Source organism: Shewanella sp. 10N.286.45.A1 (assembly GCF_041470405.1).
GTDB lineage: Bacteria > Pseudomonadota > Gammaproteobacteria > Enterobacterales > Shewanellaceae > Shewanella.
In genome coordinates this window covers 1-12,614 of the sequence record NZ_JBFRMK010000214.1, presented here as the reverse complement: position 1 = coordinate 12,614, position 12,614 = coordinate 1, and the positions used below count along the sequence as shown (strand labels likewise).

Below are 12,614 nucleotides of genomic sequence, written 5' to 3'. Positions count from 1 at the left end.
AATTTAAATGGGCATAAAAGTACTAGTTGTCGACGATTCAAGTTTTTTTCGACGACGCGTTAGTGAGATTGTCAGTCAAGATCCAGAACTAGAAGTGATCGGCACCGCGGTAAACGGCGCTGAAGCGGTAAAGCTTGCGGCAGAACTTAAGCCACAAGTGATAACCATGGATATTGAGATGCCAGTGATGGACGGGATCACTGCGGTTAAACAAATAATGGCCAGCAATCCGGTGCCAATTTTGATGTTTTCATCATTAACCCACGATGGCGCAAAAGCCACGTTAGATGCGCTTGAAGCTGGTGCACTTGATTTTCTTCCTAAACGATTCGAAGATATTGCCACCAATAAAGATGACGCCATCGCACTGCTACAGCAGCGAATTAAAACTTTAGGTCGGCGTCGTTTATTTAGGCCTGCAGTTCGCCCATCAATAGCAACAGTAAAACCACGGACAACTGCGGCACAAACGGTGCCATTAACCCGTGCAGCAGCTTCCAGTAAGCCAGTACCGCAGCCAGCAGATAAACCGAGCAGTCGTTCATCGGCTGTTACTCGTGCAAGCGGTAAAAAATATAAAGCCTTACTTATTGGTACCTCGACTGGCGGCCCTGTTGCACTGCAAAAAGTGTTAACACAATTGCCTGCAAATTACCCGCACCCGATTTTGCTGATTCAGCATATGCCTGCAGCATTTACACCCACCTTTGCAACTCGCCTAAATAGCCTATGTAAAATTGAGGTGAAAGAAGCACAAACTGGCGACCAATTGCGTGCGGGTTGTGCTTATCTAGCACCTGGCGGCATGCAGATGATGCTTGAGCGCAGTGGTAGTTTTGGTCGTATTAAAGTGCTCGCAGGTAAACCAGAGATGAACTATAAGCCTAGCGTGGATATCACCTTTGCATCGGCATCTAAATTATTTGGTGGCGATGTATTAGCAGTCGTACTCACTGGTATGGGGGCCGATGGTCGCGAAGGCGCTCGTATGCTCAAAGCGACGGGCGCTAATATTTGGGCGCAGGATGAAGCGAGCTGCGTAGTGTATGGCATGCCGCAAGCGGTAACCAATGCGGGTATTGCAACTAAATCTATTAGCATTGAGCAGATGGCTGAATCAATCCTCAAAGAGACGGCTCATGGCTAGTAAACAACGGCAATATGAGTGTCGAACAAACACCAGAGGCGCGGTGAATACTGTGTCGTTGTTGGTGATGTTTTTACTCAGTATTGCCGCTTTTGTTTTAGGCTCCCTGTATTTCGAACTCAGGTACAAAAATCAATTATTGCAAGATGAAGTCGCCGAATTAAAAGAAAGCCAAATTTTGTTTATGGTGCCTGATGAACAAGCTGAGGTTATGGCTAATTGGATGGCGGATAATCCGGTGTTTGTACAGTCATTTGTTGCTCGCGCTCGCGCGGGAGAGCTTACGTTAATGCCGATTGGTGATGGCAGTGTGGAGCAACTTATTCAGAATTCTATAACCCAATCTAATCAGAGTGCACCTGAAAATAGTACCACCGTAGGTAAGAGTATTGATAATACAGTGCTTGAGCCGTCAACCATCGAATCGGCAAAATTGAAAGCAGTTGCGACAGAAAATAGGTCATTACATGAGAATGACTCACCAAGTGTTGATGCTGTTCATGTGACAGCTAAGATTGACGGACAAGAACTCGCTGAAAACGCCGACGATAAACAGCCAAAAGAGTCATATACCGCTGCCGAGCAAGCTAGTAATGGGCTCGCCCCACAGACGATTTATAGCCTTCCAGACAAAGCAAAGATGCTCAATGTTACTGAAGAGGGTGTAAAGCTGATAAGCCTGCCTCATGGCGGGATCAGGATCACAACTCGAGCGATAGAAGAGTAGTGGTTAACTCAGTGTGAGTTAAAGTCTCTCAAAGACGGTGGCGCAGCCATCATAAGGATCATTTTGAAAATTTGGACCATAGCAAACCAGAAAGGCGGTGTTGGTAAAACAACCACTGTTGCTAGTTTAGCTGGCGTGTTTACCAAGCGTGGTAAACGAGTGCTCATGGTCGACACGGATCCTCACGCATCGCTAGGCTATTACTTAGGCATAGACAGTGAAGAGTTACCGAGCTCTTTGTATGATCTGTTCTTAAGCAATAAAAAGTTAACTAAAGAGACTATTGGCAATTATATCGTGCCGACCAATGTGCCAGATCTCGATCTAATCCCCTCTACAATGGCATTAGCTACGTTAGATCGTAGCCTTGGTCACCAAGAAGGGATGGGGTTAATTTTAACCAAAGCGTTAGCACTTTTAGAAGACCAATACGATGTGGTTCTTATAGATTGTCCTCCTGTACTTGGGGTGTTGATGGTTAATGCTCTTGCTGCTAGCCAACACATTATCGTACCTGTTCAAACTGAATTTTTGGCGATTAAAGGGCTGGATAGAATGGTTAAAACCATGATCCTTATGGGACGTTCAAAGAAAGTCCAGTATAGCTACACAATCGTGCCAACCATGTTTGATAAAAGAACCCGTGCTGCCACCGTGGCCTTGCAACAACTAACTCAAGACTATCAAAACAACCTTTGGTCTGATGTTATTCCAGTGGATACTAAATTTAGAGATGCAAGTTTGAGCCATTTACCCGCTTCACATTATGCGCCCCGTAGCCGAGGGGTAAAAGCTTACGATAGACTACTCGATGACTTACTTGCGAAGGACCTCTCCCATGTCAAAATTGGTTGATGACGCAGTAAGTGATTACTTCTCTTTATTGTTAACTGACAATACTGCAGAGACAGAATTGGCAGAAGCGGTAATGTCTTCAGCCGAGCAAGAGCCTGCTAGGCAGCTTCAGCGTCAATCAAAGGCAGAAGTTAAAGAGTATGCAGTTAAAGAGCGTGTTAGTAGCCAAGCATTGGAGCAACTGTTAGCCCCTGTGTCTGGCGCGCAGCCCAGCCAGGCAGTGGTAGGTAGCCAGCTTGAACAACCTCAAGTACAGCAAGCTTTAGTTGACGAGAAGGCTATAACTAAAGCAGATAGAAAGGCCGCTATAGATGCGGCATTAGTGAGCAAAGCTGTAACACCGAAATCTACTGTGACTGTAGAGATAGACCCAGTTAGTCACCAACAGCTTCAAGAGTCACCACCGGCACCTCCAAGTGTCACCAAAGATTTGGTAGAGCAATTAGATGACGAGTTTCAGGTGCTGTTCTTTAAAGTGGCTGGACTGACTTTAGCAGTGCCGTTAGTGAGTTTAGGGGGGATTGTAAACCTTGACCGCATTAACCACTTAATGGGACGACCAGGTTGGTACCTCGGCGTGCAGCAGCACAGAGAGTCTCAGCTAAATGTTGTTGATACCTGTGCCTGGGTGATGCCAGAAAAGTATGATGATTTGGCACAAAGTGTTAACTATCAATATATCGTAGTCTTGCAAGATAGTAGCTGGGGCTTAACCTGCGAGTCATTGGTTAATACTGTAAAAATCCATAAGTCGCAAGTTAACTGGCGCAGTCAAGCGGGTAAAAGGCCATGGCTTGCTGGGGTAGTAAAAGAGCAGATGTGCGGCATTTTAAATGTTGATGCGTTAATTGCAATGCTCGATTCAGGGCTTGGAAGTCAAGGCTAGTGATAGATTGCTCAGAGTCATCAACGCAGTTGATAAGCAAAATTTGCAATGGCTAGTTTAGAAAAAATACCAAATGCCGATAAAGTGCATAGGTTTGTAGAATTTCGATATTAAAGTGATTGGTTTGAAGCGCATAGAAAGATATGATTATACCAATCACAGTAAGTAAGTGTTCAGAAATAGCGCAGGGAAAACACTTGAAAATAAGGCAGAAATTTTCGATAAGTAGTTATTCTACAATTAAAATTTTTTAACGACGTTATCGAGTATATTGACAAGCTAGAGTGAGCAGTTATTTACTACGATTGGTATTAATATAATATTTAAATAGATAGTCACAGAACTATTGATTGAGGCGATTATGACAAGTTCAAATAGTGTAGCCGTAGCGGCTGGCAATGATGATGCAGTGTTACAATGGGTGACTTTCAAGTTAGATAATGAAACATATGGCATCAATGTTATGCAGGTTCAAGAAGTACTGCGTTACACTGAAATTGCACCAGTACCAGGTGCACCGCACTACGTTTTAGGTATTATTAATCTACGTGGTAATGTTGTGACAGTTATCGACACCCGTTCGCGCTTTGGCCTTGCATCTGCAGACGTCAATGATTCGACGCGTATCGTAATCATCGAAGCTGAAAAACAAGTTATTGGTATATTGGTCGATAGCGTTGCAGAGGTTGTTTACCTGCGTCGCTCAGAGATTGATAATGCGCCAAATGTTGGTACTGAGGAAAGTGCTAAGTTTATTCAAGGTGTCAGTAACCGCGATAGCGAGCTGTTGATCTTAGTCGATCTCGATAAGCTACTCTCAGATGAAGAGTGGATGGAACTGACACAGATATAGTCGCGTACCGCTTAGACGGTTTTAGCGGGATAAATCCTGAAAAACTGAAACTGTCTAAGTTAGTATAGAAAGCTGAATAGGTTTAACGCCAGTGAGTTTAGCAACGCTTCGCTAGCTGTAAGCGGAGCGTTAGTTTTGTTTCCATGTTTGTCTTGCCCCTTTTTATTAAAAGAGCCATAAATGATTGCTGAAGAGATTTTGATCGGTACTGCGTTACTATTTGTGGTGTTATCCATTGGCTCGGCTGTGCTTATAAGCCAGCAAGCTAAAAAGTTGCGTGCGAAAGTTGAAGCGTTAACGTTATTGGTCAAAGATGGCGACAAGCAAAGAGAAGCGGTAAAGCGTGAACTGCAAGAGCTTAGAAGTGGCACTATTGGGGTTGGCCGCAGAGTGCTTGAGCTTGAGAAGAAACTGCAGCAGCAAGATGCCAAGCTTGAAGAGACAAATCAGCAAGATCCACAAGCAAGATTGTATTCCAGAGCGATGAAAATGGTCGACTTAGGCGCAGGTATTGATGAGCTTATTCAAGAGTGTGAATTACCCAAAGCTGAAGCTGAGTTATTGATCCGCCTACATAGAAAGTAAGAAGGCGTCGCCAAGGTCACGTTGAGGGCACTTCGTTTCTAGCAAAAAGATGAATAGCACATAAGCTTTAGTTTTAGGCCTTCATAATGCCCTTTACTAGAACTAATTGCTTGAAATACACAAACCTAACCCAATCTTTTGTAGCCGTAAAACAACAGGTTGTTTTCTCTGTAGTCCCTTAGTGAACCTCTAAACCTCTTCCATTATCTTTTCATGCATACCATTCCATTTTTCAGGGAATTTACCGTCAAGTACATAAGCAAAAGCTATCAACTCTGCGATAAGTAAATAGAGCTCTTTAGGGATAGCTTCGCCAACTTCCATTTTTTGTAAAAACTCGCATAGGTGCTCGTCTTTATGGATGAAGATCCCAGCCGCTTCAGCAAGCGCGATCATCTCTTGTGCTAATTCACCTTCGGCTTTTGCTGAAATACTTGGAGCTGTGCCGTGTTCGTATTTAACTGCCACAGCCTTGGTCGACTGCTCATGCTGGCTCATTGGCTTCTCCCTTTAATTTCATGTTGGTCAATCTAGTCGACTCTTGTTCATCGGCGTTACTTGGCTAGGATTCAATTTGCTGCTAGACCTTTACCTTGACCAAGTAATGCTCGCCTGGAAGCAAAGTTGCTGGTACCGCTTGTTTTTGTGTGTTTATTGCTACTACAGATAGACCCAATTGCTCTATTTTATTAGTAAGTTTAGGGCTAAGTAGTTTTACCTTATTTAACAGGTTTTGACTGTCACTGGCAAAATCTACAGTAATGCGCAGCGCACTATCAAGTGGCTCTACGCCAATTGCTTTAGCTGTAATGAGAAGTGGACTTGCTGAAAGGTTGAATTTCAGGCGCAACTTCCAATGGTGAGCTTTCTCTTGAAGATCATCAGCTTGTTCAAAGTGGCCTTCAAACTGCTCTTGGTAATGATTGATAGAATAGGGCACAGCGAAGTACCAATGATTAATGCCTTCAACAGCGCCCGATTGCTGCTGATATAAGCTTAGGTTATTAAGCAGTTTGCCTAAAGGTTTATGAGTCTCTGTGGCTGCTAGTATCGATAATACTTGTGAAGATAAGCCCAAGTGCCTTTGCAAGGCGGCCAACCTATTGGTTAACTCAGTGCTTAGCGGTGCTGTAGCACGCTCCATTGCATTTTGGCCTAATAAAAGCTGGCAGACTAAGCTTAAGGTATTTATGTGGCTAGGTGTATCAGCTTGCCCGCTTGATGGACTAATATTGAGCGAATTAAAGCTAAGTAGTGCTTGTTGTAATTTGTTAGGTTCACTCAGCGAGAACAGCGGCTCAGGGTTGAGCATTGGCAGTAACTTGAACATCTCACTTGCTAGGCTCGCTGTTGGCAAGCTTTGTTTAATAGAAGTTCTGGGAAGGCTGCCCGCTTTTGCTAATGCAGAGGTCAGAAAGTTGTGCCGATCAGGTTTGCTGTTTTGGTTGGCAATATCTAACGGCAATTTAGCTGTCAATGATCTTGATTCAGATACCTGTGGCAGCGGAGTACTTTCTAGTTGGGAAAAGAGTGTCCTGTACTGGTGATTGACATTCGTTTTACTGTGATTAAGTGCCTCAGATAGCGGAACTGTTGCTGCGGTTTCCTTATTATTACTATGAGTAGCATCGAGAGTTATCGGTATTTTTGCCTGGATTGGTGTGAGCTTAAGCAATAGCTGTTGCTCTCGTGTTTTCACTGCGACCGAATACTCGCCACCGGCTAAAGAAGACAACATCGGCAGAGTTAGCTTGGAGCCATTATTAAAGTGGAGCTCGGAGCCAGAAACCTTTGCATTTGGCAACAAGTAACCTTCATTTCTATTGGCAAGTTTGAACAATTTTCGCTCGGAGATATTGTTGCGATTATCAAGCGCTAGCATTGCTTTAGGCATCGGGAAAAAGAGCGCTTGGCCTAAAACGAGTAGTTGCATTTGAGTTGTATTACTGACGACAGCGTTTTGCTGCACTATATTCAATAGGAAGGCTTGGGCCTTTGAAAACTGTTGTGGGCTTAAAGGTGTAACTAGTTTTACGTTATATGTGTGTCCTGAAAAGTGAACTAATACGCCATTTCTATTAAGAGATGCGGTAACGGGGATCAGTGACGTTGGTTGAGCTGATAGCGATCCATTTGTAGGAGCGGCAGTGCCATTCGCATTACTTAAAGTTGCATGGGTAATGTTATCCAAAAGAGAGCCCTGCTTTGTTCAATTTAATAGACATGTTTTATCACAAAATTATGTTTGACCTTATTGTGTTACTGAGTATCCTTAGCGGTCTTGATGGTATTTTACAACTTTGTTAGTCGATAATGTTAGATTTAGCCCAGTTACACGGTCTTATCACTATATCGGCAGTTACCTGCAAAGTCTTAGCAAAAACAAACAGTAACAATACGGACCTATGCAAAGAGACAATTATGAAGTATAAGTGGATTGTGCTTTCTCTGGCGATATTGGGATTGTCTACCATAGCTGCAGCAGAGGAGATCAAGGAAGGTGAGAGTGTCACCGTTACCTATAATGATCCTCGTGATCCCATTGAAGGGTTTAACCGAGCAATGTGGGATCTCAACTATTTGTATATAGATCGGTACTTCTACCGACCTGTAGCTCATGGCTATAACGATTATATCCCGCACCCAGTTAAAAGCGGTATTAACAACTTTGTTCTTAACCTTGAAGAGCCTAGTAGCATTGTCAATAACACACTGCAAGGTAAATGGGGTTGGGCTGCTAATGCTGGCGGTCGTTTTACCGTTAATACCACTCTGGGCTTACTGGGGGTTATTGATGTCGCTGAAATGATGGGTATGACACGCAAGCAAGATGACTTCAATGAAGTGCTTGGATATTACGGTGTGCCTAACGGTCCCTATTTTATGGCGCCATTCTTTGGGCCTTATGTTGCCAGAGAACTCGCTTCTGATTGGGTTGATGATCTATATTTTCCATTATCAGAGCTGACATTTTGGCAGTCAGTGTTAAAGTGGGGTCTTAAAAATCTGCATAGTCGAGCATCAGCAATTGATCAGGAGAGGTTAGTTGATAATGCTTTAGACCCATATACTTTTGTCAAAGACGCGTATTTACAACACATGGACTACAAAGTATATGATGGTGATATTCCTCAGAGCGAAGATGACGATGAATTGCTTGATGAATATATGCAGGAACTTGAGTAAATAATGAATTTGTCGGCAATTAATAGAAGAAACAGCCGACAATAAGCGGAAACATTGAAAACAAGGATGTGAGTTTACGCTGTTGTGAGTTAAGGACAGCAAATGGCGCTAAAAGAATTAACGATTCTGTTAGTGGAGGACGATCCCGTTTTCCGCAAGATTGTTACGGCCTTTTTAGAGAGCAGGGGAGCTATTGTTCTCGAGGCTGATAATGGTGAAATTGGTTTAGATTATTTTAAAAAGCAACGCTTTGATGTTGTACTGGCAGACTTAAGTATGCCAAAACTAGGCGGCTTAGAAATGTTGAAAGCAATGAATCAGCATAGCCCTGGTACTCCCTCGATCATCATCTCTGGTAATCAAGCCATGTCTGATGTGGTTGATGCCCTTAGACATGGCGCCAATGATTATCTGGTTAAACCCGTCGCAGACCTTTACCTTATCGAAAACGCAATCCGCGAATGTGTTAATGGCACACTTGAAGAGTCGTTGCAGCTTGACGAGTTAGAATCGCTGTCTTATATGGAACTTAATCAGAATCTTGAGTTGTTAGCGCAAAGTGAGCAAGCAGCAAAAAACGTACAACAGCAACTATTCCCACCAAGCCGGATTGAGTATTCCAATGCTGAAATAGACTATAGCCTGTTTAACACCAACGAAGTAAGTGCCCACTTTATTGATACTGCTATGCTCGATGATTCACATATCATGATGTATATGGCGCACTTTTATCCTCACGACAACCGCGCGGCATTCGCTAGCGTGTTACTGAAGAGTTTCGTCAACCATAAACTGAAGCATTATCGTAACCAACAATCCCAGGTTATTGTAGAGCCCTACAATATGCTTACCTATCTCAACGATAGAATGTCCAAATCAGGGTTAGATATCTATGTTGATATGACTTACGTGGTGATTGACTTGTCGAGTTATCGAGTTGCAATTGCTCAAGCTGGGAGCGAGTTTCGCTGTTTCCTTCGCAACAGAGAAGGGCTTGCGCCACTTGCCATTACAGACTCAATGCAGCTAGGTGTCAGTAATTGGGGAGCTCCTTCAGTGCAGTTTCGAACATTAATGCCCGGTGAGCAACTCTGTATTTTAACCAATGTTAGTGAGCATAAACTTCAATTGCTAAATAATCAGTTTCATGGACTTGTGCACGACGAGAATATGCCTGCGGGAGGCTTTATTCAGCTTACTGTAACTTAGGTTGTTTCTAATTAAATAGGGCTATTAGTTCTAGGGTATCGGCTTCTTGTGAACACATAACCGATATATTGCTATCGTAAGTAAATAACAATCCGCTTATAACAATGGATATTGTCAGCTTGGAACAAGCTGGCAATGTTAGAAGCGTGGAGAAGGGCATCTAAGCTAACTGGCAACGCTTATAAGTTGTTCAATGATTGAACAATGTGATTTTAAAGGTTTTGCTTATTAAAGAGTAATACCAATTGCATTAAGTATTTGACCAGTTCAGAGTCCCTCAGCCTTTTCAATTCAAGTCGCAAAGTCGCAGTAATGGTCGCTCCCTTTTTAAGCTTTGCAACGTCGAAGTGGGTTTGCTCAGGCGCTCCCATTAGGTGGGTTTAACAGTGAAATCAAGCGTCTTGAAGTAGAACGGGTATATCCGTCTAAGAACTACTGAACAAGCTAAAGTGAGACTGATTATGAATGTTAAAGAGCGTATTTTACACAGCGTACTATTTGAAGCGATTGCCTTGGTTTTCGTTATCACTGCGGCGATAGTCTTTACCGATACAAAAGCAAAATCAGCTACTGGCTTAGCTGTCTGCTTGTCGTTAATCGCCATGGTATGGAACTACATCTATAACTTAGGCTTTGACCGCATCTTTGGTCAAAACCGCATCAAGCGTTCTATAAAGATGCGTTTAGGCCATGGACTAGGGTTTGAACTTGGCATGATTGTCGCCACACTCCCCTTGATGATGTGGGTGCTACAACTGGATTTCTGGACCGTATTCATTATGGATTTGGGCGTGGTTATCTTCTTTCTGGTGTACGCGATTATCTATAACTGGGCTTATGATGTGATTCGTGAGCGCTTCTTTTCAAGCCGCGTAGCGAATTGTAATACCATTGCCCAACCAATCAATTAGACCTCGAGAATAAGGACTCAGCTAAAAGGCTGAGTCCTGCAATGCCCTACCAAGTCTCAGCATTAAAGCGTGCAGTTCTAGCTTCACTTAGGGTGCAATCGGTGAGATGCATAAGTTCAGCAAGCGTGATATTAGTGTTCTCACTAATTAAGCGAGCCAGCTTGGCAGGTAAAGGTTCTAATTTATCAGCGTGGTTTAGCAGTGCGGTTTCAAGCTTTTTAATTAAATAGTGCCACTCGCTACTGGTTTGAGATTTTAACTGTTCATTAAATGATTGAATGCTCATCGCCTCCCCCGTTATCGCCCAGTTACGGGAGCGACGCACACGCTTTAGCTCACAACTATGTAGCCGAGCAAGTGCTTTAGCCCGGTTAGCTGAGTCTCTACCTATTCGGTGAATAAGCGCAGGAAGTGAGATGGTGACATTTTCATTCATCGCTCTATTCTATACCCGGCGTCCAATGAAATGATATAAGTGAGCAAGCATACAAAAAACATAGCTGGAGTTGACATGGGTAGAATGAACACTCTACCCTAGGTAGAATACTTGCTCTACCTTAAAGGTGTACACCATGCCAGATCAACAGATCGCTGCCAATCTTGAAGCTGCTTTCGCCCAACACGGCTTTGCGCAACCCAGCGTAGCTATTTTGCAAAAAGCCAGCGGAGTGAGTCTGCGCACCCTATACAAATATTATCCTTCGAAAGAACAGATGATTATTGCTGCGTTGGAGCACCGCCAACAACGCTACCTTGCCTTCTTAACCCAAGGAGCACCAACACCAGGATTGGATGCTGTTATCCACGCCTTTAAACAGCTGCAACAATGGATGAAAATATCTGCACCTAACGGCTGTATGTCGATGCAAGCTATTGCCGCATTTCCAGAAAACCAGCAAATCTGTCACGTTGTGAATAGTCACAAACAAGCTGTGCAACAGTTTTTAGCAAAGCAAAGCCAGCGTCCAGATTGCGCCGCGGCGCTGTTTTTAGTGCACGAGGGAATAGCGAGCGCTTGGCCATTAATGGGTGAAGCGACTATAAATAGCGCCCAGCAACTCACTCAAACTCTTTTGGAGCAAAAGTAATGCAGATAACAGCCTCCAGTTCAATTCCGAGCACCATGCAGGCGATGACTTTAGTGGGTCATGGCGATATCGATATGTTGCAGCATACGTTAAATACCGCAGTGCCAACACCACTGGACTACCAAGTATTAATCAAGGTCTCTGCCGCAGGTGTGAACAATACCGATATCAATACCCGTACCGCTTGGTACTCAAAAAGCTCTGCAAATAGTAAAGATGCAAGTTGGTCAGGACAAGCACTCACATTTCCACGCATTCAAGGTGCCGATGTCTGCGGTGAAATCGTTGCAGTTGGCAAACATGTTGATCCACAACGTATCGGCCAACGTGTATTAATTGAGCCTTGTATTACTCAGGTCAATGGCAAACAATTAGCCTCGCCTTGGTACTTTGGCTCTGAGTGCGATGGTGGCTTTGCGCAGTACACTAGCGTGGATGCAGTGCATGCATACGCAATCAACTCCACTCTTTCAGATATTGAACTTGCTTCCTTTCCTTGCTCATACTCTACTGCTGAGAATATGCTGACTAAGGCTAATGTTTCACAGCAAGAACGAGTGCTTATTACTGGCGCGTCTGGTGGTGTTGGTTCTGCGGCGGTGCAGCTTGCAAAAGCGCGCGGTGCATTTGTCATTGCTATCACGAGCAAGGAAAAACGAGAACAGCTATTGAGTATTGGCGCAGATCAAGTCATCGATCGCAGCGATAATCTGCTGACAGTGTTAGCCAGCAACAGTGTTGATGTGGTTATTGACCTCGTTGCTGGTAAGCAATGGCCACAACTACTAGAGCTACTTCGTCCGGGCGGACGCTACGCCGTTGCAGGTGCCATTGGCGGGGCTATGGTGAACTTAGATGTGCGAACTCTATATCTTAAAGATCTTAGTTTATTTGGTTGTACTGTGTTGCAAGCTGGAGTGTTTCAGGCGCTGATAAAGCATATTGAACAGAGCAACATAAAACCGTTAGTTGCAGAAGTTTATGCTTTAAAAGATATCCCTGCTGCACAGGCTTCATTTAGCCAAAAACAGCATGTAGGTAAAATTATCATCGACATCAAGTAATAGTCGTAGTGCTTACTTTTGTCGTGGCTATGGTTACGTTACAGTCATGACAAGTCGCATAGCAGTAGGAGCTCGCTCCTACTGCTTTTATACCAATTGCATT

14 protein-coding genes are annotated in these 12,614 nt (G+C 43.7%); 11 read left to right on the top strand and 3 right to left on the bottom strand.

Features of this window, described 5'->3' with window-relative positions:
• The first annotated feature begins 7 nt into the window (after nt 1–7).
• The 6 genes from AB4238_RS15730 (at nt 8) to AB4238_RS15705 (ending at nt 5,053) form a co-directional block, all read left to right on the top strand.
• Nucleotides 8–1,147 carry a chemotaxis response regulator protein-glutamate methylesterase gene (locus AB4238_RS15730; RefSeq protein ID WP_372034279.1) on the top strand — a complete coding sequence of 380 codons (1,140 nt, stop codon included), beginning with the start codon at nt 8–10 and terminating at the stop codon, nt 1,145–1,147.
• A complete protein-coding gene (locus AB4238_RS15725) occupies nt 1,140–1,874 on the top strand; it encodes a hypothetical protein (protein WP_372034278.1) in 735 nt (244 codons plus the stop codon). Before AB4238_RS15730 ends, AB4238_RS15725 begins: the two co-directional genes overlap by 8 nt.
• A 63-nt stretch (nt 1,875–1,937) precedes the next feature.
• Nucleotides 1,938–2,729 carry a ParA family protein gene (locus AB4238_RS15720; RefSeq protein ID WP_372034277.1) on the top strand — a complete coding sequence of 264 codons (792 nt, stop codon included), beginning with the start codon at nt 1,938–1,940 and terminating at the stop codon, nt 2,727–2,729.
• Complete coding sequence (locus tag AB4238_RS15715; protein WP_372034276.1) at nt 2,713–3,615, top strand: chemotaxis protein CheW; 903 nt, start codon at nt 2,713–2,715, stop codon at nt 3,613–3,615. The genes AB4238_RS15720 and AB4238_RS15715 overlap by 17 nt, the downstream gene beginning before the upstream one ends.
• Nucleotides 3,616–3,976: 361 nt before the next feature.
• A complete protein-coding gene (locus tag AB4238_RS15710) occupies nt 3,977–4,468 on the top strand; it encodes a chemotaxis protein CheW (RefSeq protein WP_020911709.1) in 492 nt (163 codons plus the stop codon).
• A gap of 183 nt (nt 4,469–4,651) precedes the next feature.
• Nucleotides 4,652–5,053, top strand: coding sequence for a DUF2802 domain-containing protein (locus tag AB4238_RS15705; RefSeq protein WP_372034292.1), 402 nt, complete (start codon nt 4,652–4,654; stop codon nt 5,051–5,053).
• A 189-nt stretch (nt 5,054–5,242) separates the two neighbouring features.
• Here the strand turns inward: AB4238_RS15705 and AB4238_RS15700 are convergent, their stop codons facing one another.
• Both AB4238_RS15700 and AB4238_RS15695 read right to left on the bottom strand, forming a co-directional pair.
• Nucleotides 5,243–5,551: an EscU/YscU/HrcU family type III secretion system export apparatus switch protein gene (locus AB4238_RS15700; RefSeq protein ID WP_372034275.1), complete on the bottom strand. Its 309-nt coding sequence runs from the start codon at nt 5,549–5,551 to the stop codon at nt 5,243–5,245.
• Nucleotides 5,552–5,633: 82 nt separating this feature from the next.
• Nucleotides 5,634–7,244 carry a hypothetical protein gene (locus AB4238_RS15695; RefSeq protein ID WP_372034274.1) on the bottom strand — a complete coding sequence of 537 codons (1,611 nt, stop codon included), beginning with the start codon at nt 7,242–7,244 and terminating at the stop codon, nt 5,634–5,636.
• A gap of 230 nt (nt 7,245–7,474) precedes the next feature.
• On the opposite strand from AB4238_RS15695, the gene AB4238_RS15690 reads away from it, so the two are divergent.
• From AB4238_RS15690 to AB4238_RS15680, 3 genes are all read left to right on the top strand, one after another.
• The gene (locus AB4238_RS15690; protein ID WP_372034273.1) at nt 7,475–8,239 is read left to right on the top strand and encodes a VacJ family lipoprotein; all 765 of its coding nucleotides are present in this window, start codon (nt 7,475–7,477) and stop codon (nt 8,237–8,239) included.
• 102 nt (nt 8,240–8,341) lie between these two features.
• Nucleotides 8,342–9,448, top strand: coding sequence for a response regulator (locus AB4238_RS15685; protein WP_372034272.1), 1,107 nt, complete (start codon nt 8,342–8,344; stop codon nt 9,446–9,448).
• A gap of 461 nt (nt 9,449–9,909) precedes the next feature.
• Nucleotides 9,910–10,359 (top strand): PACE efflux transporter, encoded by a 450-nt coding sequence (locus tag AB4238_RS15680; RefSeq protein WP_372034271.1) that lies wholly within the window; start codon nt 9,910–9,912, stop codon nt 10,357–10,359.
• A gap of 46 nt (nt 10,360–10,405) precedes the next feature.
• Here AB4238_RS15680 and AB4238_RS15675 read toward each other — a convergent pair whose 3' ends face one another.
• On the bottom strand, nt 10,406–10,795 hold the full coding sequence (locus AB4238_RS15675) for a ribosome recycling factor family protein (protein ID WP_220739438.1): 390 nt from the start codon (nt 10,793–10,795) through the stop codon (nt 10,406–10,408).
• Nucleotides 10,796–10,931: 136 nt separating this feature from the next.
• Here AB4238_RS15675 and AB4238_RS15670 point away from each other — a divergent pair, with 136 nt between their 5' ends.
• Complete coding sequence (locus AB4238_RS15670) at nt 10,932–11,447, top strand: TetR/AcrR family transcriptional regulator (protein WP_372034270.1); 516 nt, start codon at nt 10,932–10,934, stop codon at nt 11,445–11,447.
• Nucleotides 11,447–12,511: an alcohol dehydrogenase family protein gene (locus tag AB4238_RS15665; RefSeq protein ID WP_372034269.1), complete on the top strand. Its 1,065-nt coding sequence runs from the start codon at nt 11,447–11,449 to the stop codon at nt 12,509–12,511. Before AB4238_RS15670 ends, AB4238_RS15665 begins: the two co-directional genes overlap by 1 nt.
• Nucleotides 12,512–12,614 lie beyond the last annotated feature (103 nt).